The 22718-nt window shown below is 55.2% G+C and carries 23 protein-coding genes and 1 other annotated feature; of the genes, 17 read left to right on the top strand and 6 right to left on the bottom strand.

Annotation, left to right across the window (positions count from 1 at the left end; all coding sequences use genetic code 11):
- The first annotated feature begins 17 nt into the window (after positions 1-17).
- Both sltY and trpR read left to right on the top strand, forming a co-directional pair.
- Positions 18-1955, top strand: a complete 1938-nt coding sequence (gene sltY, locus F8561_RS23145; protein WP_014168547.1) for a murein transglycosylase — start codon at positions 18-20, stop codon at positions 1953-1955.
- A 54-nt stretch (positions 1956-2009) separates the two neighbouring features.
- A complete protein-coding gene (trpR, locus tag F8561_RS23150) occupies positions 2010-2339 on the top strand; it encodes a trp operon repressor (RefSeq protein ID WP_020885267.1) in 330 nt (109 codons plus the stop codon).
- Here trpR and yjjX read toward each other — a convergent pair.
- Positions 2330-2845, bottom strand: coding sequence for an inosine/xanthosine triphosphatase (gene yjjX, locus F8561_RS23155; protein WP_151888017.1), 516 nt, complete (start codon positions 2843-2845; stop codon positions 2330-2332). The two genes, trpR and yjjX, sit on opposite strands and share 10 nt — an antisense overlap.
- A 50-nt stretch (positions 2846-2895) precedes the next feature.
- Here yjjX and gpmB point away from each other — a divergent pair, with 50 nt between their 5' ends.
- Entirely contained in the window at positions 2896-3543 is a 648-nt protein-coding gene (gpmB, locus tag F8561_RS23160; protein WP_014168550.1) for a 2,3-diphosphoglycerate-dependent phosphoglycerate mutase GpmB, read from the top strand.
- Here gpmB and robA read toward each other — a convergent pair.
- Positions 3540-4409, bottom strand: a complete 870-nt coding sequence (robA, locus tag F8561_RS23165) for an MDR efflux pump AcrAB transcriptional activator RobA (protein ID WP_149376230.1) — start codon at positions 4407-4409, stop codon at positions 3540-3542. The two genes, gpmB and robA, sit on opposite strands and share 4 nt — an antisense overlap.
- A gap of 211 nt (positions 4410-4620) precedes the next feature.
- On the opposite strand from robA, the gene creA reads away from it, so the two are divergent.
- From creA to creD, 4 genes are read left to right on the top strand one after another with little or no spacing between them, the layout of a single operon-like run.
- Positions 4621-5091, top strand: coding sequence for a protein CreA (creA, locus tag F8561_RS23170; RefSeq protein ID WP_014168552.1), 471 nt, complete (start codon positions 4621-4623; stop codon positions 5089-5091).
- Positions 5092-5105: 14 nt separating this feature from the next.
- A complete protein-coding gene (gene creB, locus F8561_RS23175) occupies positions 5106-5795 on the top strand; it encodes a two-component system response regulator CreB (RefSeq protein ID WP_044857571.1) in 690 nt (229 codons plus the stop codon).
- Positions 5795-7219 (top strand): two-component system sensor histidine kinase CreC, encoded by a 1425-nt coding sequence (gene creC, locus F8561_RS23180; RefSeq protein ID WP_047356957.1) that lies wholly within the window; start codon positions 5795-5797, stop codon positions 7217-7219. Before creB ends, creC begins: the two co-directional genes overlap by 1 nt.
- 56 nt (positions 7220-7275) lie before the next feature.
- Entirely contained in the window at positions 7276-8628 is a 1353-nt protein-coding gene (gene creD, locus F8561_RS23185) for a cell envelope integrity protein CreD (RefSeq protein ID WP_086533229.1), read from the top strand.
- A gap of 43 nt (positions 8629-8671) precedes the next feature.
- Here the strand turns inward: creD and arcA are convergent, their stop codons facing one another.
- Positions 8672-9388, bottom strand: a complete 717-nt coding sequence (gene arcA / locus F8561_RS23190; protein WP_003856501.1) for a two-component system response regulator ArcA — start codon at positions 9386-9388, stop codon at positions 8672-8674.
- Between the two features lie 95 nt (positions 9389-9483).
- Between arcA and yjjY the strand changes: the two genes are divergently transcribed.
- The 7 genes from yjjY to F8561_RS23225 all read left to right on the top strand — a co-directional run bounded on the left by yjjY (position 9484) and on the right by F8561_RS23225 (position 16265).
- Positions 9484-9624 (top strand): protein YjjY, encoded by a 141-nt coding sequence (gene yjjY, locus F8561_RS23195; RefSeq protein WP_001541509.1) that lies wholly within the window; start codon positions 9484-9486, stop codon positions 9622-9624.
- Positions 9625-10023: 399 nt separating this feature from the next.
- Complete coding sequence (locus tag F8561_RS23200) at positions 10024-10710, top strand: tRNA/rRNA methyltransferase (protein WP_032679596.1); 687 nt, start codon at positions 10024-10026, stop codon at positions 10708-10710.
- A gap of 211 nt (positions 10711-10921) precedes the next feature.
- On the top strand, positions 10922-10990 hold the full coding sequence (thrL, locus tag F8561_RS23205) for a thr operon leader peptide (RefSeq protein ID WP_015572623.1): 69 nt from the start codon (positions 10922-10924) through the stop codon (positions 10988-10990).
- Positions 10929-11046, top strand: a sequence feature (Thr leader region). Its footprint overlaps the gene before it by 62 nt.
- Positions 11047-11070: 24 nt before the next feature.
- Positions 11071-13533, top strand: a complete 2463-nt coding sequence (gene thrA / locus F8561_RS23210; RefSeq protein WP_151888018.1) for a bifunctional aspartate kinase/homoserine dehydrogenase I — start codon at positions 11071-11073, stop codon at positions 13531-13533.
- 1 nt (position 13534) lies between these two features.
- Entirely contained in the window at positions 13535-14464 is a 930-nt protein-coding gene (gene thrB / locus F8561_RS23215) for a homoserine kinase (protein ID WP_014168558.1), read from the top strand.
- A 3-nt stretch (positions 14465-14467) separates the two neighbouring features.
- A complete protein-coding gene (thrC, locus tag F8561_RS23220; protein WP_032679598.1) occupies positions 14468-15754 on the top strand; it encodes a threonine synthase in 1287 nt (428 codons plus the stop codon).
- 211 nt (positions 15755-15965) lie between these two features.
- Entirely contained in the window at positions 15966-16265 is a 300-nt protein-coding gene (locus tag F8561_RS23225) for a DUF2502 domain-containing protein (protein WP_020882537.1), read from the top strand.
- Positions 16266-16296: 31 nt separating this feature from the next.
- Here the strand turns inward: F8561_RS23225 and yaaA are convergent, their stop codons facing one another.
- Both yaaA and F8561_RS23235 read right to left on the bottom strand, forming a co-directional pair.
- On the bottom strand, positions 16297-17070 hold the full coding sequence (gene yaaA / locus F8561_RS23230) for a peroxide stress protein YaaA (RefSeq protein WP_025205476.1): 774 nt from the start codon (positions 17068-17070) through the stop codon (positions 16297-16299).
- Between the two features lie 66 nt (positions 17071-17136).
- Positions 17137-18567, bottom strand: coding sequence for an alanine/glycine:cation symporter family protein (locus tag F8561_RS23235; protein ID WP_032681687.1), 1431 nt, complete (start codon positions 18565-18567; stop codon positions 17137-17139).
- Between the two features lie 262 nt (positions 18568-18829).
- Between F8561_RS23235 and tal the strand changes: the two genes are divergently transcribed.
- The 3 genes from tal (at position 18830) to F8561_RS23250 (ending at position 21927) form a co-directional block, all read left to right on the top strand.
- Complete coding sequence (gene tal, locus F8561_RS23240) at positions 18830-19783, top strand: transaldolase (protein WP_014168563.1); 954 nt, start codon at positions 18830-18832, stop codon at positions 19781-19783.
- A 111-nt stretch (positions 19784-19894) separates the two neighbouring features.
- On the top strand, positions 19895-20482 hold the full coding sequence (gene mog / locus F8561_RS23245) for a molybdopterin adenylyltransferase (protein ID WP_020882540.1): 588 nt from the start codon (positions 19895-19897) through the stop codon (positions 20480-20482).
- 122 nt (positions 20483-20604) lie between these two features.
- Entirely contained in the window at positions 20605-21927 is a 1323-nt protein-coding gene (locus tag F8561_RS23250; RefSeq protein ID WP_047955028.1) for an MFS transporter, read from the top strand.
- Here the strand turns inward: F8561_RS23250 and satP are convergent.
- Entirely contained in the window at positions 21904-22470 is a 567-nt protein-coding gene (satP, locus tag F8561_RS23255; RefSeq protein WP_020882542.1) for an acetate uptake transporter, read from the bottom strand. The two genes, F8561_RS23250 and satP, sit on opposite strands and share 24 nt — an antisense overlap.
- Between the last annotated feature and the right edge of the window lie 248 nt (positions 22471-22718).

Below are 22718 nucleotides of genomic sequence, written 5' to 3' on the forward strand. Positions count from 1 at the left end.
ACAATGAGGAAGAGCTTGTGGGAAAAGCCAAACAGGTGGTCTGGCGTCTGCTGGCTGCCAGCGTATGCGTGATGGCGGCAAGCCAGGCGGTGCATGCCGATTCACTGGATGAACAACGTAATCGCTACGCCCAGATTAAACAGGCGTGGGACAATAAGCAGATGGATACCGTGCAGGCACTGATGCCGACCTTAAAAGCGTATCCTCTCTATCCGTATCTGGAGTATCGGCAGATCACTGACGATCTCATGAATCAACCCACGGTCACCGTGAATAACTTTATTCAGGCGAACCCGACGCTGCCACCCGCGCGGACGCTGCAGTCTCGTTTTGTGAACGAGCTGGCACGCCGTGAAGACTGGCGTGGGCTGCTGGCGTTTAGCCCGGAAAAACCGAACACCACCGAAGCCCAGTGTAACTATTACTATGCGAAGTGGGTTACCGGACAGCAGGAAGAGGCCTGGGCGGGCGCGAAAGATCTGTGGTTGACCGGAAAAAGCCAGCCAAATGCCTGTGATTCCCTCTTTGGCGCATGGCGTGCGTCAGGTAAGCAGGATCCGCTGGCGTACCTTGAACGTATTCGCCTGGCGATGAAAGCCGGAAACACGCGGCTGGTTACCACGCTTGCGGGACAAATGCCGTCTGATTATCAGACGATCTCAACCGCCGTCATCGCCCTGGCGAACGATCCGAACAGCGTACTGACCTTTGCCCGCAGCACCGGCGCGACCGATTTTACCCGCCAGATGGCCGCGGTGGCTTTTGCCAGCGTGGCGCGTGACGACGTGGAAAATGCGCGGCTGATGATCCCGCAGCTGGTGCAGGCGCAGCAGCTCAACGAAGATCAAACTCAGGAGCTGCGCGACATTGTGGCGTGGCGACTGATGAGCACCGATGTGACCGACGAGCAGGCGCGCTGGCGAGACGATGCGATTATGCGTTCGAACTCCACGTCGCTGGTGGAGCGCCGCGTGCGTATGGCGCTGGGGACGGGCGATCGCCGGGGGCTGAATACCTGGCTTGCGCGTCTGCCAATGGATGCCAAAGAGAAAGACGAATGGCGTTACTGGCAGGCGGATCTGCTGATGGAGCGCGGGCGTGACGATGAAGCCAAAGAGATCCTTCATGCGCTGATGCAGCAGCGTGGGTTCTACCCGATGGCGGCCGCACAGCGTCTGGGTGAGGAGTACACGTTCCGCATTGATAAAGCACCTGCTAACGCCAACCCGGCGTTGACTCAGGGGCCAGAAATGGCGCGCGTTCGCGAGCTGATGTACTGGAACATGGACAATACCGCCCGTAGCGAATGGGCGAATCTGGTGACCAGCCGTACGACCGATGAGAAGGCACAGCTTGCACGCTATGCCTTTGATAACCACTGGTGGGATCTGAGCGTGCAGGCAACGATCGCCGGCAAGCTGTGGGATCATCTCGAAGAGCGTTTCCCGCTGGCCTATAAAGATCTGTTCGAGCGCTACACCAGCGGTAAAGACATTCCACAAAGCTACGCCATGGCCATTGCCCGCCAGGAGAGTGCGTGGAACCCGAAAGTCCGTTCCCCGGTCGGGGCCAGCGGCCTGATGCAGGTGATGCCGGGAACCGCGACGCACACGGTGAAGATGTTTAACATCCCGGGATACAGCAGCCCGTCACAGCTGCTGGATCCGGAGACCAACATCAATATCGGTACCAGCTACCTGCAGTATGTTTATCAGCAGTTCGGCAATAACCGCATCTTCTCCTCAGCGGCGTATAACGCAGGCCCGGGCCGCGTGCGCACCTGGCTTGGCAACAGCGCCGGGCGCATTGACGCCGTCGCGTTTGTGGAAAGTATTCCGTTCTCGGAAACCCGCGGCTATGTGAAGAACGTATTGGCTTATGACGCCTACTATCGCTATTTCATGGGACAAAAAGATACCCTGATGAGCGATGCTGAGTGGCAGAGACGTTACTGATGGGGCGGGTTGTGTTATGCTGTACTCGTTAATGAGTACAACAGGCGGCATAACATGACCCAGCATTCCCCGTATTCCTCGGCAATGGCCGAACAACGTCATCAGGAGTGGCTTCGTTTTGTGGAGTTGCTCCGCCAGTCTTACGACCAGGATCTGCATTTGCCTTTATTACAGCTGATGCTGACGCCGGATGAGCGTGAAGCCCTGGGCACACGCGTGCGGATCATCGAAGAGCTGTTGCGCGGTGAGATGAGCCAGCGTGAGCTTAAAAATGAGCTGGGCGCGGGTATCGCAACGATCACCCGCGGATCGAACAGCCTGAAATCCGCGCCGGTGGAACTGCGTCAGTGGCTGGAGTCTGTGCTGCTGGGCGCTCAGCGATAAATCGCGTTATGGAACGGGCTCAGGGCCAGAATCACCGCCTGGTGGTAAACGCCTGAACGCGTTAATGCGCCAGCGGTAAAGACGCCAATCGCGCCTTCTTTGCGGCCAATTTCATCGATGCCGGTGTACTGAGACATCACCGGCCCGAGCGCTTCACCCGTGGACACTTTTTCCAGAATGATTTTTGGCAGCGGCAGGGTTGCTGAACGCGCTTCTCCACGCTGTTCACGGTTCTCGATGACCACCCAGCTGAACGTCGCGCCTTCGTCGATACCCGCTTCAATTGCCACCCAGAAGTCAGCATCCGGTGCGGCAGCCCTGGCGTTTGCCACGCGATTTCGTGCGCCAGCGCGCGTTTCCTCGCTGCCAAACGGCTGTTCAGGCACGCCGCTCTCGACGCCGATGGCATCAATATGGCAGGATCCTTCGCCGAAAATCTCTTCAAATGCCCTTAGAATTGCCTGAATTTTGGCAGGATTGGTGGTAGCAGAGACAACATGGTGCATAATTAAGCTCGATTCAAAAAAAACTCATCGCAGTATAACGGAAAAAAAGCATGTTACAGGTATACCTTGTTCGCCACGGTGAGACGCAGTGGAACGCCGAGCGACGTATTCAAGGCCAGTCAGACAGTCCTCTTACTGAAAAGGGTGTGCAGCAGGCGTGGCAGGTGGCAGAACGCGCCAGAACGCTGGGCATTACGCATGTTATCACCAGCGACTTAGGTCGCACACAGCAGACGGCGCGCATCATTGCCGATGCCTGTGGTTGTGATGTCATGATCGAGCCGCGTCTGCGCGAGCTGGATATGGGCGTGCTGGAAAAACGGCATATCGATACGCTGACGGAAACGGAAGAGGGCTGGCGTCGCACGCTGGTCAACGGCACTGAAGATGGCCGTATTCCGGAAGGCGAATCCATGCAGGAGCTGAGCGTGCGCATGCATGCCGCGCTGGCGGAATGCCTGAAGCTTCCGGCCGGGAGCCGTCCGCTGCTGGTGAGTCACGGTATTGCGCTGGGCTGCCTGGTGAGCACGATTCTGGGGTTACCTGCGTATGCAGAGCGCCGTTTGCGTCTGCGCAACTGCTCTATTTCCCGTATCGACTATCAGGAAAGCGCGTGGCTGGCGTCAGGTTGGGTCGTAGAGATGGCAGGGGACATTTCGCATCTTGATGCCCCTGCACTTGACGAACTTCAGCGTTAACGACGTATCGGAATTAAGAATTCCAGACGCAGATTGATAGGGCCTTCTTCCGGTTTAGCATCGCTTGCCGGATAGTAGCGCTCAATATCCTGACCTTTACGGCGATTCAGGTTCAGCATTGGCATGCAGGTTCCGTAAACGGTCAGGATAAATTCCTGTACACCCGTTCCCAGCCCTTCATAAGCGAACATCACGTATTCGCCGCCTTCCAGCACCACGGGCTTTGAACCCTGAATATAGCCATTCGCCAGCTCTGGCGTTAACGCGGTGGTGTAGAACACCTCCTGCTCGTCGTCTTTTTCCTGGCTTGGGTGCGTTTCGTTGAGACCATACAGGATGGGCGGGATCGCCGGTGCATGGCTCAGGAAGTCGCGCCAGAACTGAACGCGCATCTGATGACGGAATTCGGAAATCTGCTCCAGCGAACAGGAGTAGCTTTGCGTCGTACCAATCAGGTGCGTTTCTGGCAGGGTGATAAATTCATATTTCGGCATTGCAAACTCGCCCAGACGCAGCGGCGGACGCATGCCAAACGAGCTCCAGTCAGGCGAGCGGCGATAGAGCGCTGGCGTTAACGAGAACTGTTTTTTAAAGGCGCGGGTAAAGGTTTGCTGCGAGTCGAAACGATATTGCAGTGCAATATCCAGAATCGGCCGCGCGGTCAGGCGTAATGCCACCGCTGATTTTGACAGACGACGTGCGCGGATATAGGCCCCGATAGCATGACCGGTGACATCCTTGAACATCCTTTGCAGATGCCACTTGGAATAGCCTGCTTTAGCCGCCACATTATCCAGTGACAAAGGCTGGTCGAGATGACCTTCCAGCCAGGTGAGCAGGTCGCGAATAATTCCAGCCTGATCCATATACTATCCTCATCCTTAAAACAGCAGGTGCCTGATAACAGGTTAGCGGATAATAGCATTTTTTGATGTTTTAGCATTCAGTGTTTTTTTTGCTCATTAATGCCTTTTGTTCCTCGTTTTGGGTGAATATATTCTAATCCTGTGATCTTGCTACATTTTTGTCTACAGTGTTGAATAATCGCTCAGCGTAATTCTTAAAAATGGTAACAATATGAAATACAAGACTTTGATCTTCACTGCCCTGATGTTGACGGTGGGGCACGCCGCGCAGGCGGAACAGATTGGTTCTGTCGATACCGTTTTCAAAGTGTTCGGCCCGGACCACAAGATTGTGGTGGAGGCGTTTGACGATCCGGACGTGAAAAACGTCACCTGCTACGTTAGTCGGGCGAAAACCGGGGGCATTAAAGGCGGGCTTGGGCTGGCTGAAGATACCTCCGATGCGGCAATCTCCTGCCAGCAGGTCGGTCCTGTGGAGCTGAGTGACAAAATCAAAAACGGCAAAGCGCAGGGCGACGTTGTGTTCCAGAAACGGACCTCGCTGGTGTTTAAAAAGCTGCAGGTGGTGCGTTTTTATGACGCCAAACGCAACACGCTCGCCTATCTGGCCTATTCCGACAAAGTGGTTGAAGGCTCACCGAAAAACGCCATCAGCGCCGTGCCGATCATGCCATGGCACTAATTCAGGGATGAATCATGCAGCAACCTCTGGTCTGGCTGGTTGAGGACGAAATCAGTATTGCCGACACGCTACTCTACATGCTTCAGCAGGAGGGGTTTGCGGTGAAGGCTTTCGGGCGTGGGTTACCGGTACTGGAAGAGGCGCGGCGGCAGGTTCCCGCGCTGGCGATTCTGGATGTCGGGTTGCCTGACATCAGCGGCTTTGAACTCTGCCGCCAGCTTCTGGCGCAGCATCCGTCACTGCCGATCCTGTTTCTGACGGCGCGAAGTGACGAGGTGGATAAGCTGCTCGGACTGGAGATGGGCGCGGATGATTATGTCGCTAAACCCTTCTCCCCGCGTGAAGTCTGTGCCCGGGTGAGGACTATTCTACGGCGGTTACAAAAATCCACCGCCCCCACCGAGATCGTGCGTATCGGGCAGTTTGAACTGAATGAACCCGCCGCCAGAATCAGCTGGTATGGGGAGCCTTTACCGCTCACGCGCTACGAGTTCCTGCTGCTCAAAACATTGTTGCAGGCGCCGGGCCGGGTCTTTTCTCGCCAGCAGCTTATGGACAAAGTGTGGGGCGAAGACGGCGATAGCTTCGATCGTACCGTGGATACGCATATCAAAACCTTGCGCGCCAAGCTGCGCGCGGTCAATGACGGGCTTTCGCCCATCAGTACCCATCGCGGGATGGGTTACAGTCTGGGGCTTTATTAATGCGTATTGGCATGCGTCTGCTGCTGGGCTATTTCCTGATTGTCGCTATCGCCGCGTGGTTTGTGCTGTCTATCTTCGTGCAGGAGGTCAAGCCCGGCGTGCGCAGAGCCACCGAAGGCACGCTGATTGACACCGCGACCCTGCTGGCGGAAGTGGGGCGAGACGACCTGCTCGCAGGCAATCCGCAGCAGGGCCAGCTGGCTCAGGCCTTTTCACGGCTCCATCAGCGGCCGTTTCGCGCCAACATTGGCGGCATTCATAAAGTCCGCAACGAGTACCACGTCTACATGACCGATGCCACGGGCAAGGTGGTGTTTGATTCGGCGGGCCTGGCGGTAGGAAAAGACTACTCCCGCTGGAATGACGTCTGGCTGACGCTTCGCGGGGAATATGGCGCGCGCAGCACCCAGAGCAACCCTGACGATCCGGAAAGTACGGTGATGTATGTTGCCGCACCGGTAATGGACAGGGGCAACATTATCGGCGTGCTGTCGGTCGGAAAACCTAACAGCGCCATGGCGCCGGTTATTCACCGTAGCGAGCGGCGGATCCTGTGGGCGGGTGGGGCGCTGCTCGGCATTGCCCTGCTGATTGGTCTGCTGGTGGCGGGATGGATCAATCGTTCCATTGGCAGATTGTCGCGCTACGCCGATGCGGTGACCACGGACACGCCTCTCCCGCTGCCTAACCCCGGCAGCAGTGAGCTACGAAAGCTGGCGCAGGCGCTGGAAAATATGCGCATTCGCCTCGAGGGTAAGAATTACATCGAGCATTATGTGCATGCGCTTACTCACGAACTCAAAAGCCCGCTGGCGGCAATCCGCGGCGCGGCAGAGATCCTTAATGAGCAGCCGCCGCCGGCGGTGGCCGCGCGGTTTATCGATAATATTCTGGTGCAAAACGCGCGTATGCAGTCGCTGGTGGAAAAACTGCTCTCTCAGGCGCGTCTTGAAAACCGGGTAGAGATAGAGCCGGTGAGCGTGAGTATCAGCACGCTGTTTTCACGGCTTGCGGATTCACGCTCCGCCGTTATCACGGCGAAAAATATCATCCTGACCTGCCAGCCCACTTCGCTGCAGGTGCAGGGCGACCCCGAGCTGCTTGAACAGGCGCTGGGCAATTTGCTGGATAATGCCATCGATTTTACCCCGCAGGGCGGGACGCTTCAGCTGGCTGCCGAGGAGACGCCAACCGAGATCCGGCTTACCGTAAGCGACAGCGGAAGCGGGGTACCGGACTATGCCATGGCGCGTATTTTTGAACGTTTTTACTCGCTCCCACGCGAGAACGGGTTGAAAAGCAGCGGGCTGGGTCTGGCATTCGTGCAGGAGGTGGCGCGTCTGCATCAGGGGGACATTGCTCTGCATAACCAGCCAGAAGGCGGCGTGAAAGCCACGCTGACACTTCACCGTCACTTCACATAACTTCAAACTGGCCCCACATAGCCCGGGTACGCTCTCCTCATCACAAAGGAGACGTAATGATGAAATCCCCCCTGTTCTGGAAAGTAAGCACCCTGCTGGGGTGCATTCTGCTGTTGTTAGTCCCGCTCTTTATGGTCAGTAACCTGATTTCGGAGCGTGAGAGCTACCGTAACGATGTTGAACACTCGCTTCGCCAAAGCACCAGCGGGCCGCAAAAGCTGGTAGGGCCGCTGATTGCCATTCCTGTCACCGAGGTTTTTTACAAACTTGAGGATGAGAAAAAGGTCGAATACAAAAAAAGCTACCTGCACTTTATCCTGCCGGAATCTCTGCTCGTTGAGGGAAATCAGCACGTGGAGTCCAGAAGCATCGGTATTTATGACGGGCAAATCTGGAACACCGATCTCAAAATAAAAGCGCAGTTTTCGACGGAGAAAATGGCGCAGCTGAAGGGCGAAACCATGACGCTGGGGCAACCATTCCTGGTGATTGGCGTGGGTGATGCCCGGGGCATTGGTACGGTGAAGGTCGCAAAAATCAACGGTGAGGCGCTCAGCGTAGAACCGGGAACCGGCGTGTATGGCACACTTGCCGGTATTCATATTCCGCTGAGTGATAAAGCCCTTGAGCCGAAAACGCTCGCCCTTGATATGTCGTTTAACCTGGCGGGGACGGGCAGTTTTGCGGTGGTGCCTGTCGGGCGTAATAGCGAAATGACGCTGAGCAGTAACTGGCCGCACCCGGGATTTATGGGATACTACTTGCCTGTTAAGCATCAGATTAGCGAGTCTGGTTTCCAGGCAAACTGGCAGAGCAGTTGGTTTGCTAACAACATGCAAAGCTGGTTCGCCGAGGGCGAGTCACCGGAGTGGAGTTCTATCCCGGCCTTTAGCGTGACGGTTGCCACGCCAGCTGATCAGTACCAACTGACAGACCGCGCGATCAAGTACGCTATTTTACTGATTGCCCTGACGTTTATGGCCTTCTTCGTGTTCGAAACCCTCACCGGATTGCGTCTGCACCCAATGCAGTATCTGCTGGTAGGGTTGTCGCTGGTCCTCTTCTATCTCGTCTTACTTGCCCTGTCTGAGCATGTCGGGTTTACGCCGGCCTGGATTATTGCAAGCCTTGTCGGCGCGATGATGAATGGTGTGTACCTGCAGGCGGTACTGAAAAGCTGGAGGCGAAGCGGGGTGTTTATTCTGGCGCTGCTGGGGCTGGATGTCGTGATGTGGTTCCTGCTGCGTTCTGAGGACAGCGCGTTGCTGCTGGGAGCTGCCGTACTGGCGATGGCACTGTTTGCGGTCATGTACCTGACGCGTCACCTTGACTGGTATTCGCTCTCTCAGCCGAAGCGTCCCGTCCCCCCCGTAGAACCTGATGCGGATACGATGCGAGTCTGGAAATAAAAAACGGCGCGAAAGCGCCGTTTTTTTTACTTCAGTTGCCGGATTACTCCTGCAGGTCGCCGCAGAAACGATAACCTTCACCGTGAATAGTGGCGATAATTTCCGGCGTATCAGGCGTAGATTCGAAATGTTTACGGATACGACGGATGGTCACGTCTACGGTACGGTCGTGCGGCTTCAGCTCACGGCCGGTCATTTTCTTCAGCAGTTCTGCACGGGACTGAATTTTGCCCGGATTTTCACAGAAGTGCAGCATCGCGCGGAATTCACTGCGCGGCAGTTTATACTGCTCACCGTTCGGGCTAATCAGTGAACGGCTATTGATATCAAGTTCCCAGCCGTTGAACTTGTAGCTGTCTACGCTACGACGCTCTTCGCTGACCGTGCCCAGGTTCATGGTGCGGGACAGCAGGTTGCGTGCACGAATGGTTAACTCGCGTGGATTAAACGGTTTAGTGATGTAGTCATCCGCACCGATTTCCAGGCCAAGGATTTTATCAACTTCGTTATCACGGCCTGTCAGGAACATTAACGCGACGTTCGCCTGTTCACGCAGTTCGCGCGCCAGAAGAAGGCCGTTTTTGCCCGGCAGGTTGATATCCATGATCACCAGGTTGATATCATTTTCAGAAAGGATCTGATGCATCTCTGCGCCATCGGTCGCTTCAAAGACATCGTAGCCTTCTGCTTCGAAAATGCTCTTTAACGTGTTGCGTGTTACCAACTCGTCTTCAACGATAAGAATGTGCGGGGTCTGCATGTTTGCTACCTAAATTGCCAACTAAATCGAAACAGGAAGTACAAAAGTCCCTGACCTGCCTGATGCATGTCGCAAATTAACATGACCGGCCTAACGTGACTAAAGTACGTAATTGCGTTCTTGATGCACTTTCCATCAACGTCAACAACATCATTAGCTTGGTCGTGGGTACTTTCCCTTTGGACCCGACAGTGTCAAAAACGGCTGTCATCCTAACCATTTTAACAGCAACATAACAGGCTAAGTGACACCAGACACCCAATAAAACTACGCTTCGTTGACATATATCAAGTTCAATTGTAGCACGTTAACAGTTTGATGAAATCATCGTAGCCGAATGCTAGCCTTTGTCACAATTTTTCAATAAACCAACTAGTTGCGTACCTTGATTTATAAACGATACGAATCCAATCAGAAAAGAGTATTCATGAGGTCATTACCATTATAAAACATAAGGATAATAGCCTTCTGTTAACATTCTAACTGATTGTTCAGCCACAAAATAGTTTAGCGTTTTTAATTTGTTCTGAAACGCTATTTCGGTGATTTGTGTTGCATTTTTGTAAATTCGCGCCGCGTAATATGTTGAAGTGCATCACATTTTCACCCGCTAACTGATTAAAAAGAGAGCATAAATGCATCTGTCGATTGTACTGGTCGCCCCAGCCAGAGCCGAAAATATAGGCGCTGCGGCGCGTGCCATGAAGACCATGGGGTTTACCGATCTTCGCATCGTGGACAGCCAGGCGCACCTCGAGCCCGCGGCCCGTTGGGTGGCGCACGGTTCAGGGGATATTCTCGATAATATAACCACTTACGACACGCTCGCCGCTGCGCTGCACGACATTTCCTTTACCGTGGCGACCACGGCACGCAGCCGGGCAAAGTTCCACTATTACGCCACGCCGGCGGAACTGGTGCCGATGTTAACGGAGAAAAGCCAGTGGCTGACGAAGGCCGCGCTGGTCTTTGGGCGGGAAGATTCCGGTCTGACGAACGAGGAGCTGGCGTTGGCGGACGTCCTGACCGGTGCGCCGATGGTGGCGGATTATCCGTCGCTGAATTTAGGCCAGGCGGTAATGGTGTATTGCTATCAATTAGCCTCCCTAATACAAATTCCTCAACCCCAGGCTGAAGGGGCAGATGAAAACCAACTGGCCGCGCTGCGCGCTCGCGTTGACCATCTGTTATTACAACTCGGTGTCGCGGAAGATCAAAAAATGGCGGACTGGCTGCATCAGCGACTTGGGCGCCTTGAGCAGCGAGACACGGCAATGTTGCACCGTTTGCTGCATGATATTGAAAAAAAATTGGCCGAGTAAAATGCTGTCATAAGTTTTTACTATGGCGTATCCGTCTGTCTGGGTGGGGTGCGTCTGGGGGAATCGGATGAAAATAAATCTGCAAGCAGCGGGACGTGAGAGCGTCCCGAATTGTGATCAAATTAAAAATTCATTGACTTAAGGTGCCCAATCCTTTAACCCTAAAAGAATACAGCACAGACAGATAATAATGACAGTGTACACAACATCCATGAAACGCATCAGCATCACCACCATTACAACAACCATCATCATTACCACAGGAAATGATGCGGGCTGACGCGTACAGGAAAAACAGAAAAAAGCCCGCACCCAAACAGTGCGGGCTTTTTTTTCGGCTAAAGGAAACGAGGTAGAACCATGCGAGTGTTGAAGTTCGGCGGTACATCAGTGGCAAATGCAGAACGTTTTCTGCGTGTTGCCGATATCCTGGAGAACAACGCCAGGCAGGGGCAGGTCGCGACCGTGCTCTCTGCCCCGGCAAAAATCACCAACCACCTGGTGGCGATGATTGAAAAGACCATCGGTGGCCAGGATGCACTCCCGAACTTGAGCGACGCCGAGCGTATCTTCGCTGAGCTGCTGCAGGGACTGGCGGAGGCGCAGCCGGGTTTCCCGCTCGCACAGCTGAAATCCTTTGTTGAGCAAGAGTTCGCCCAAATCAAACACGTGCTGCACGGTATCAGCCTTTTAGGTCAGTGCCCGGACAGCATCAACGCGGAGTTAATCTGCCGTGGTGAAAAATTGTCGATTGCCATCATGGCGGGCCTGCTGGAAGCGCGTGGCCACAATGTGTCGGTTATCGATCCCGTTGAAAAACTGCTGGCAGTGGGTCACTACCTCGAGTCTACCGTTGATATAGCCGAATCAACCCGCCGCATTGCCGCGAGCAAAATTCCGTCTGACCATATGATCCTGATGGCGGGCTTCACCGCCGGAAACGAGAAGGGTGAACTTGTCGTACTGGGCCGTAACGGCTCCGACTACTCTGCTGCCGTGCTGGCAGCCTGTTTACGCGCCGACTGTTGTGAGATCTGGACTGACGTCGACGGTGTATACACCTGCGATCCACGCCAGGTGCCGGACGCCAGGCTGCTGAAGTCGATGTCATACCAGGAAGCGATGGAGCTTTCCTACTTCGGCGCTAAAGTTCTTCACCCTCGCACCATCTCTCCCATAGCCCAGTTCCAGATCCCTTGCCTGATTAAAAACACCGGTAACCCGCAAGCGCCAGGCACGCTGATTGGTGCCAGTACCGATGAAGACGGCCTGCCGGTGAAAGGCATTTCTAACCTGAACAATATGGCCATGTTCAGCGTTTCCGGCCCGGGAATGAAAGGCATGGTCGGTATGGCGGCCCGCGTTTTCGCGGCCATGTCCCGCAACGGTATCTCGGTTGTGCTGATCACTCAGTCCTCTTCTGAATACAGCATCAGCTTCTGCGTACCGCAGGGGGATTGCCTGCGCGCCCGTCGTGCGCTGGAAGAAGAGTTTTACCTTGAGCTGAAAGAAGAGCTGCTGGAGCCGCTTTCTATCCAGGAACGCCTGGCGGTTATCTCGGTGGTGGGCGACGGTATGCGTACGCTGCGCGGTATCTCGGCCAAATTCTTTGCCGCGCTGGCCAGGGCCAACATCAACATTGTGGCCATTGCCCAGGGGTCATCTGAGCGTTCAATCTCGGTGGTCGTTGACAACGACGATGCGACAACCGGCGTTCGCGTGGTTCATCAGATGCTGTTCAACACCGATCAGGTGATCGAGCTGTTCCTGATTGGCGTGGGCGGTGTGGGTGGCGCGCTGCTGGAGCAGGTGAAGCGTCAGCAGGAGTGGTTGAAGAAAAAGCACATTGATCTGCGCGTGTGCGGTATCGCGAACTCAAAAGCGCTGCTGACCAACGTTCATGGCCTGAACCTGGAAAACTGGCAGGCTGAGCTGAATGATGCCAAAGAGCCCTTTAATCTGGGCCGGTTAATCCGTCTGGTGAAAGAGTATCACCTGCTTAACCCGGTCATTGTCGATTGTACCTCGAACCAGGCGGTGGCCGATCAGTACGCCGATTTCCTGCGCGAAGGTTTCCACGTGGTGACGCCAAACAAAAAGGCCAACACCTCGTCGATGGATTACTATCACCAGCTGCGTCTGGCGGCGAGCAAGTCACGGCGTAAGTTCCTCTACGACACCAACGTAGGCGCGGGCCTGCCGGTGATCGAGAACCTGCAAAACCTGCTGAACGCGGGGGATGAACTGCAGCGTTTCTCCGGCATTCTTTCCGGCTCGCTGTCGTTTATCTTCGGCAAGCTGGATGAGGGCATGAGCCTGTCGGAAGCGACCCGTGCCGCGCGTGAACTGGGGTACACCGAGCCGGATCCGCGAGACGATCTCTCCGGTATGGATGTGGCGCGTAAGTTGCTCATACTGGTGCGTGAAACGGGCCGTGAGCTGGAGCTTTCCGATATCGTGATTGAGCCTGTTCTGCCTGCCGGGTTTGACGACAGCGGTGACGTGAACACCTTTATGGCCAATTTAGCGCAGCTAGACGACGCCTTTGCCGCACGCGTTGCGAAAGCCCGTGATGAAGGTAAGGTATTGCGCTATGTTGGCAATATTGAAGACGATGGTATGTGCCGCGTGAAGATTGCTGAAGTGGATGGCAACGACCCGCTGTTCAAAGTAAAAAACGGCGAAAACGCCCTCGCGTTTTACAGCCACTATTATCAGCCACTGCCGCTGGTGCTTCGCGGCTATGGCGCAGGGAATGATGTTACCGCGGCGGGTGTATTTGCCGATTTGCTGCGTACCCTGTCATGGAAGTTAGGAGTTTAACATGGTGAAAGTTTATGCCCCGGCTTCCAGCGCCAATATGAGCGTCGGATTTGATGTGCTGGGCGCGGCGGTGACGCCGGTGGATGGTTCGCTGCTGGGCGATACGGTAACGGTTGAAGCGGCAGAGAGCTTTAGCCTGAATAACGTGGGCCGCTTCGCCAGCAAACTGCCGACAGACCCGCGCGAGAATATCGTTTATCAGTGCTGGGAGCGGTTCTGTCAGGAGATCGGCAAAAATGTGCCGGTCGCCATGACGCTGGAAAAAAGTATGCCGATTGGCTCTGGTCTGGGTTCCAGCGCTTGCTCCGTGGTCGCCGGACTGGTGGCCATGAATGAGCACTGCGGCAAGCCGCTGAATAATAACCGTCTGCTCGGGTTAATGGGCGAGCTGGAAGGGCGCATCTCCGGCAGCATTCATTATGACAACGTCGCCCCCTGCTTCCTCGGCGGTATGCAACTGATGATTGAAGAAAATGGCATCATCAGCCAGCAGGTGCCAGGGTTTGATGAGTGGCTGTGGGTGCTGGCCTATCCCGGCATTAAGGTATCTACTGCTGAAGCGCGTGCGATCCTGCCTGCGCAGTATCGTCGTCAGGACTGTATCGCTCACGGACGTCATCTGGCCGGCTTTATACACGCCTGCTACACCCGTCAGCCGCAGCTGGCAGCAAAATTAATGAAAGACGTTATCGCCGAGCCGTACCGCACTAAGCTGCTGCCTGGCTTTAACGAGGCGCGACAGGCGTCAATGGATACCGGCGCCCTGGCGTGCGGTATCTCCGGCTCCGGCCCGACGCTGTTCGCCCTGTGCGATAAGCCAGACACGGCGCAGCGCGTGGCGGACTGGCTCTCTAAACACTACCTGCAAAATCAGGAAGGCTTTGTTCATATTTGCCGTCTGGACACGGCTGGCGCACGAGTACTGGGATAACGAATGAAACTCTACAACCTTAAAGATCATAACGAGCAGGTCAGCTTCGCGCAGGCAGTGACTCAGGGACTGGGCAAAAATCAGGGGCTGTTCTTCCCCCATGACCTGCCGGAATTTCAGCTGACCGACATTGATGAACTGCTGAAGCAGGACTTTGTCACCCGCAGCACTAAAATTCTCTCTGCCTTTATCGGCGATGAAATCCCGCAGGAGCTGCTGGAAGAGCGCGTGCGTGCAGCGTTCGCTTTCCCGGCACCGGTTAAGCAGGTTGAGCCGGATGTCGGCTGCCTTGAGCTGTTCCACGGTCCAACCTTGGCGTTTAAAGACTTCGGTGGCCGCTTTATGGCGCAGATGCTGACCCACATCAGCGGCGACAAACCGGTAACGATTCTGACGGCGACCTCCGGCGATACCGGTGCGGCCGTTGCCCATGCGTTCTATGGTCTGAAGAACGTTCGCGTGGTGATCCTCTACCCGAAAGGCAAAATCAGTCCGCTGCAGGAAAAACTGTTCTGTACGCTCGGGGGCAACATTGAAACCGTGGCGATTGACGGCGATTTCGATGCCTGTCAGGCGCTGGTCAAGCAGGCCTTCGATGATGAAGAGCTGAAAGTGGCGCTGGGTCTGAACTCGGCGAACTCCATTAACATCAGCCGTCTGCTGGCGCAGATCTGCTACTACTTCGAAGCGGTTGCACAGCTGCCACAGGAGGCGCGCAATCAGCTGGTCGTCTCCGTACCAAGCGGCAACTTTGGTGACCTGACGGCGGGCCTGCTGGCGAAATCGCTCGGCCTGCCGGTAAAACGCTTTATCGCCGCCACCAACGCCAACGACACCGTGCCGCGCTTCCTGAAAGACGGTAAATGGGCGCCGAACGCCACGCAGGCGACGCTTTCGAATGCGATGGACGTAAGCCAGCCGAACAACTGGCCGCGTGTGGAAGAGCTGTTCCGCCGTAAGGTCTGGCGTCTGGGCGATCTGGGTTACGCCGCGGTGACGGATGAGACCACCAAAGCCACTATGCGTGAGCTGAAAGCGGCGGGGTACACCTCTGAACCGCATGCGGCGATCGCTTACCGTGCGCTGCGCGATCAGCTGAATCCGGGGGAGTATGGCCTGTTCCTGGGAACGGCTCATCCGGCGAAGTTCAAAGAGAGCGTGGAAGTGATTCTGGGTGAAACGCTGCCGCTGCCAAAAGAGCTGGCCGAGCGTGCGGACCTGCCGCTGCTTTCGCATGAACTGCCCGCGGATTTCGCCGCGCTGCGTAAGTTGATGATGACGCGCGGATAACGGTTCTGTCCTCCTATGCAGGCCGGGTAAGGTGAAACTTACCCGGCTTTTTTTATGGAGAAATTAAGGAGAAAAATAGCAGTAAAAAAGCAGAAATTCCCAATAAATGCGGTCACTTAGCGATTAGGATTGCAGAGAATAACATCCCCCGTCCTCCTCACGTATTCTCCTTACATCGGCCCACATCGGGTAAATGAATAAGGAGTCACCTATGTCTAAACTGAAACCTGCTCTGCTGGTGCTTTCAATGATGCTGGTAGCTCCGATGGCGGTTCAGGCCTCTGAAATCACCCTCGTCCCTGCGGTAAAACTGCAGATTGGCGATCAGGATAATCGTGGTCACTACTGGGATGGTGGTCGCTGGCGCGACCATGACTGGTGGAAGGCTCACTATGACTGGCGCGATAATCACTGGCGCCCACATGACGAGCATCACGATCGTCATCATGATGACCACCATCACGATCGTCACGACGACCCGCGTCCTGGCCCGGACTGGAAACACCATTAATGCAAAACCCCGCCATCTGGCGGGGTTTGTTTTACTGCTCGTGGCGCTTAAACACCAGTTCGCCTTTTCCTGACGCTTCTTCATCGAAGAAGTAGCCTTCGCTGTTGAAGCCGGTCAGTTGCTCCGGCTTCGTCAGGCGGTTCTGAATGATGTAGCGGCTCATCAGCCCACGCGCTTTTTTGGCGTAGAAGCTGATGACCTTGAACTTGCCGTTTTTCTCATCGAGGAAAACGGGCTTGATAATTTCCGCATCCAGCTTTTTCGGCTTCACCGATTTGTAGTATTCATCGGAGGCCAGATTGATCACCACATTATCGCCCTGAGCACGCAGCGCAGCGTTCAGTTTGTCGGTGATGATATCGCCCCAGAAATGGTACAGATCTTTGCCTTTAGGGTTTTCCAGGCGGATACCCATCTCCAGACGATATGGCTGCATCAGGTCCAACGGGCGCAGCACGCCGTACAGACCTGACAACATGCGCAGATGCTGCTGGGCGAAGTCGAAATCGGCTTCGCTAAAATCTTCCGCCTGCAGGCCGGTATACACATCACCTTTAAACGCCAGAAGCGCCTGGCGGGCGTTGTTCGGCGTGAAGTCCGGATGCCACTCGTGGAAACGGGTCGCGTTAAGATCCGCCAGTTTGTCGCTGATGCTCATCAGCGAGGCAATTTGTGGCGCAGAGAGCTTACGCGCGACGTGAATCAGCTGTTGCGAATAGTCCAGCAGTTCAGGCTGGGTATAGCGCTCGGTGGCGAGCGGGCTCTGGTAATCGAGCGTTTTAGCAGGTGAAATCAGAATCAGCATATCCAGTCCTTGCAGGAAATTTAGAGCGACTTTAGCAAAAAATCGCCCTCATTTGATCGATAGCTGTTATTGCCGTGGCAAATCATCCCAGGTGCCAGGCGCAATTTGCGCCTGGATGTCGGGATAACGCGAGGCATCAAAGACCGGCGGTACGCCCAGTTTGCGCTGACGAAGATAGTCCCGTGCGATAAGCGTAACCACGGGTGAGAGCAGCAGGATCGCCGTCAGGTTAGTGATGGCCATGAGCGCCATAAAGACATCCGCCAGTTGCCAGACCAGCGGCATGCTGAGCAGCGAACCTGCTAACACCATCAGTATCACCCCGAGGCGCAGCAGCGTGATCATACGGCGGGAGTCCACTTTCAGGAAAATAAGGTTATTTTCGGCGTAGAGGTAATTCACAACAATCGAGCTGAAGGCGAATAACAGCAGGATGAGCGAGACAAACCCGGCTCCCCAGCCGCCCGTCAGATTCACCAGTGCCTGCTGAAGCAGTTGTATGCCGGCTGTTTCCGATGAGTGAGGTACCGGGCCGGCCAGCAGCAGGATCATGGCGCTGGCGGAACAGATAATAATGGTGTCCGTAAAAACGCCAATCATCTGAACAATGCCTTGTGCCGCCGGGTGGGGCGGCCAGGACGCGGCGGCTGCTGCGGCATTGGGGGTTGACCCCATACCGGCTTCATTGGAGAACATTCCGCGCTGAAAGCCCGACATCAGGGCCTGGCTGAAGGTATAGCCCAGTGCGCCCGATGCCGCCTCGCGCCAGCCAAATGCGCTTTTGAAGATGGTTGCAATCACTTCCGGCACCTGCTCGATATGCCGTGCGGCCACGAACAGGCTGGCGGCAACCCACAGCAGCGCCATGACAGGCACCAGCCACTGCATCAGGCGGGCGACACCTTTTAGGCCGGTCGAAATGGTCAGCAGGATACAGAGGGCTAAAACAAGCCCGGTGATCCACTCCGGACACGCAAAGGCATAGCGCAAGGCATGGGCGACAGAATTCGCCTGAACGGTATTGAAAATCAGACCGTAGGCGAGCAGTAAAAACAGCGAAAACAGCACGCCCATCCAGCGCATTCCTAAGCCACGCGCCATGTACCAGGCCGGGCCGCCGCGAAACTGTCCGTTTTTATCTTTTTCTTTGTAGAGTTGGGCGAGGGCGCTCTCGGCAAAGGAGGTGGCCATCCCGATAAGCGCCGTGACCCACATCCAGAAAACGGCGCCCGGGCCACCGGCGCTGATGGCCAGTGCCACCCCTGCCATATTACCGCTGCCGAGGCGTGCGGCAATGCTGGTGCAGAGGGCCTGGAAAGAGGTTAATCCGCCTGGCTGGGGCGTGACGCTGTTTTTCAGACTTCTGCCAAATTTGCGAATATAACGAAACTGGATAAACCCGCTGCGTAGCGTAAACCAAATACCTGCACCCAGCAGCAGGTATATCATTATCGAACCCCAAAGGACTTCATTAATAAAGAAAAGGAAATCAGGCATTAACGTCCCTCTTGTTGATGCCAAAATGAATATGTAAGCGCTACCACTGATTGGACATGCTGTTACTTAGCAGCCTGTTAATATTCTGAGTTTATCATACTCTGTCTAAGCGCACGGTCTGCGGTTGCGCTACCCCTCCGTCGTGTTATCATCAGGGCAGACCGGTTACATCCCCCTAACAAGTAAACCTGTCATTTTTCCGCTGCAGGCATGCTGTCGGTAGCGTGAATTATCCAGGGCACGTTAAAAGAGAAACACTATCATGACGGATAAATTGACCTCCCTTCGTCAGTTCACCACTGTCGTAGCTGACACCGGAGATATCGCGGCAATGAAGCTGTACCAGCCGCAGGATGCCACCACCAACCCTTCTCTGATCCTTAACGCCGCACAGATCCCTGAGTATCGCAAACTGATTGACGACGCAGTGACCTGGGCGAAAGCACAGAGCAACGACCGCGCGCAGCAGGTTGTTGATGCCACTGATAAACTGGCCGTGAACATTGGTCTGGAAATTCTGAAACTGGTTCCTGGCCGCATCTCTACCGAAGTTGACGCACGTCTCTCCTACGACACCGAAGCGTCTATCGCCAAAGCAAAACGTCTGATCAAAATGTACAACGATGCCGGCATCAGCAATGACCGCATCCTGATCAAACTGGCGTCAACCTGGCAGGGTATTCGTGCAGCTGAACAGCTGGAAAAAGACGGTATCAACTGTAACCTGACGCTGCTGTTCTCCTTCGCACAGGCGCGTGCATGTGCGGAAGCCGGCGTATACCTGATTTCTCCATTCGTTGGCCGTATTCTGGACTGGTACAAAGCCAACACGGATAAGAAAGAGTACGCGGCATCTGAAGATCCAGGCGTCGTTTCCGTGACCGAAATCTACGAATACTACAAACAGCACGGTTATGAGACTGTGGTGATGGGCGCAAGCTTCCGTAACGTAGGTGAAATCATCGAACTGGCTGGCTGTGACCGCCTGACCATCGCCCCGGCACTGCTGAAAGAGCTGGCTGAAAGCGAAGGTGCTATCGAGCGTAAACTGTCCTACACCGGTGAAGTGAAAGCGCGTCCGGAGCGCATCACTGAATCTGAGTTCCTGTGGCAGCATAACCAGGATCCAATGGCTGTAGATAAACTGGCGGACGGTATCCGTAAGTTTGCTATCGACCAGGAAAAACTGGAAAAAATGATCGGCGACCTGCTGTAATCATTCTGCGTGACCGGGTCCCCGGTCACGCTACTTCTTTCGTACTCTGTCTGAATTTCCCCTCTGCGTGTATCATTCCCTTTAATCAGTACTTTTTTGAATGGAATGGATATGAATACCTTACGCATCGGCTTAGTGTCGATTTCTGACCGCGCCTCCAGCGGTGTTTATCAGGATAAAGGCATCCCCGCGCTGGAAGAATGGCTGGGCAGTGCGTTGACAACCCCCTTTGAGATCCAGACCCGCCTGATCCCTGACGAGCAGCCAATTATCGAACAGACACTCTGTGAGCTGGTGGATGAGATGAGCTGCCACCTGGTATTGACCACGGGAGGCACCGGACCTGCGCGCCGGGACGTCACTCCGGATGCCACGCTGGCGGTTGCCGATCGTGAGATGCCTGGCTTCGGTGAGCAGATGCGCCAGATCAGTCTACACTTTGTCCCGACGGCGATCCTCTCCCGTCAGGTCGGGGTGATCCGCAAGCAGGCATTGATTCTGAATTTGCCGGGCCAGCCGAAGTCCATCAAAGAGACGCTTGAAGGACTGAAAGCGGAAGATGGCAGCGTGATCGTGCACGGGATTTTTGCAAGTGTACCGTATTGTATACAGTTACTTGACGGTCCGTATGTAGAAACCGATGAGAAAGTGGTAGCAGCTTTTCGTCCGAAAAACGCCCGTCGCGAGACAATCTCCTGAAATTAATCAATATGTGACATTAGCTGAAGCGACGGTAGCGTGGTAAGGGTTTTACGGTATAGTAATTTTTTCTTTACGTTTGCTGTAAAAATAAATCCACAACACAAGCCAAATGGTTCGCTATGTCACATAACACCCGACCTCTGAATCGACAGGACTATAAAACCCTCACGCTCGCGGCCTTAGGCGGTGCGCTGGAGTTTTACGACTTTATCATCTTCGTCTTCTTCGCCGCCGTGGTGGGGGAGCTTTTCTTCCCGGCAGATATCCCGGAGTGGTTGCGCCAGGTGCAAACCTTCGGCATTTTTGCCGCCGGGTATCTGGCACGACCGCTGGGTGGCATTGTGATGGCCCACTTTGGTGACCTGGTCGGGCGTAAGAAGATGTTCACGCTCAGCATTTTACTGATGGCCGTGCCGACGCTGGCCATTGGTCTGCTGCCCACTTACGCCTCAATGGGCATTGTTGCTCCGCTGCTGCTGTTGCTGATGCGCATTCTTCAGGGGGCGGCGATTGGCGGCGAAGTGCCGGGGGCCTGGGTGTTTGTGGCGGAGCATGTGCCGGCGCGCCGCATCGGCATCGCCTGTGGAACCTTAACGGCGGGGCTGACTGTCGGTATCCTCCTCGGTTCAGTGGTGGCCACTATCGTGAATACCAGCATGACGCAACAGGCGGTTCACGACTGGGGATGGCGCGTACCGTTCCTGCTCGGCGGGGCGTTTGGCCTGGTGGCGATGTATCTTCGCCGCTGGCTGCAGGAGACACCCATTTTCCTTGAGATGCAGCAGCGCAAGGCGCTGGCACAGGAGTTGCCGGTAAAAGCCGTGGTGGTGCGCCACCGGAGCGCGGTTGTGGTGTCGATGCTGCTCACCTGGCTACTGTCGGCGGGCATCGTGGTTGTTATCTTAATGTCTCCGGTATGGCTGCAAAAGCAGTACGGTTTTGCGCCGGCGGTAACGTTGCAGGCAAACAGTATCGCCACCATTATGCTCTGCTTTGGCTGTCTGGCCGCGGGGCTGGCCGTTGATCGTATCGGTGCCGGCCTGACTTTCATCATCGGCAGCCTGCTGCTGGCTGCGTCGAGCTGGGCGTTTTACCACCTGGCAGGCAGCCATCCTGAACAGCTGTTTCTGCTCTACGGTACGGTCGGGCTGTGCGTGGGGGTTGTCGGTGCAGTGCCGTATGTGATGGTGCGAGCTTTTCCGCCAGAGGTCCGCTTCACCGGGATCTCTTTCTCCTATAACGTCTCTTACGCCATCTTTGGCGGGCTGACGCCGATTGCGGTCACGGTGTTGATGGGAGTATCCCCGATGGCACCTGCCTGGTATGTGCTCGCGCTGTCGGTGATGGGGCTGGTGTTAGGCATTTGGCTTCGGCAGAAACAGGGATGTCGTGCCCGCGAGGCGGACACGACAGAAGGATCAGTGTTTTTCACCAATCGGTAGAATGGTGCGGTCAAACTGCTCGTTCAGCACTTCACCCATTGCCAGGTAGATAGCGCTTGCGCCGCACACCAGACCAATCCAGCCGGCAATATGCACGATGCTTTCGTTATCCACGAGGTGGCCGATCGCCAGCAGGGCGAACAGCACGGTCAGGCTCAGGAAAACAAACTGCAATGCGCGGTTGCCTTTCAGGGTGCCGAAGAACATAAACAGCGTGAAGACGCCCCACAGACCGAGGTAAACGCCCAGGAAATGTGCGTTTGCCGCGTCTGCCAGGCCCATTTTAGGCATCAACAGGATCGCGACCAGGGTCAGCCAGAAAGAACCATAAGAGGTAAATGCGGTTAAGCCGAAGGTGTTGCCTTTCTTATATTCCAGCAGGCCCGCGAAGATTTGCGCGATACCGCCGTAAAAAATGCCCATCGCCAGGATAATGCCATCCATCGGGAACATCCCGATGTTGTGCAGGTTCAGCAGGATAGTGGTCATGCCAAAACCCATCAGGCCCAGCGGAGCCGGATTAGCCAACTTAGTGTTGCCCATAAGTCCTCAAAAAAATCATCATTAATATGGTGAAATGGTTAAACCCGCGTCAGTTCTCCCTGACGGGGCGCGGCATCATAATGGGCGCAATCAATGCCGTCTATGATCTCATCAGGGTGAAATTAAAAATTTTTTTTACCGTTCCCCCTTGATGGACGCTGGCGCGACCCCATCTTGTAGTCAACCGCAGTGTGTGGACCTGAAAAAAATCAATTGTGGGCAGTTGAAAAAGCACGTTCTGCCCTTAT

It is taken from the genome of Enterobacter sp. 198, from assembly GCF_009025585.1.
GTDB lineage: Bacteria > Pseudomonadota > Gammaproteobacteria > Enterobacterales > Enterobacteriaceae > Enterobacter > Enterobacter ludwigii.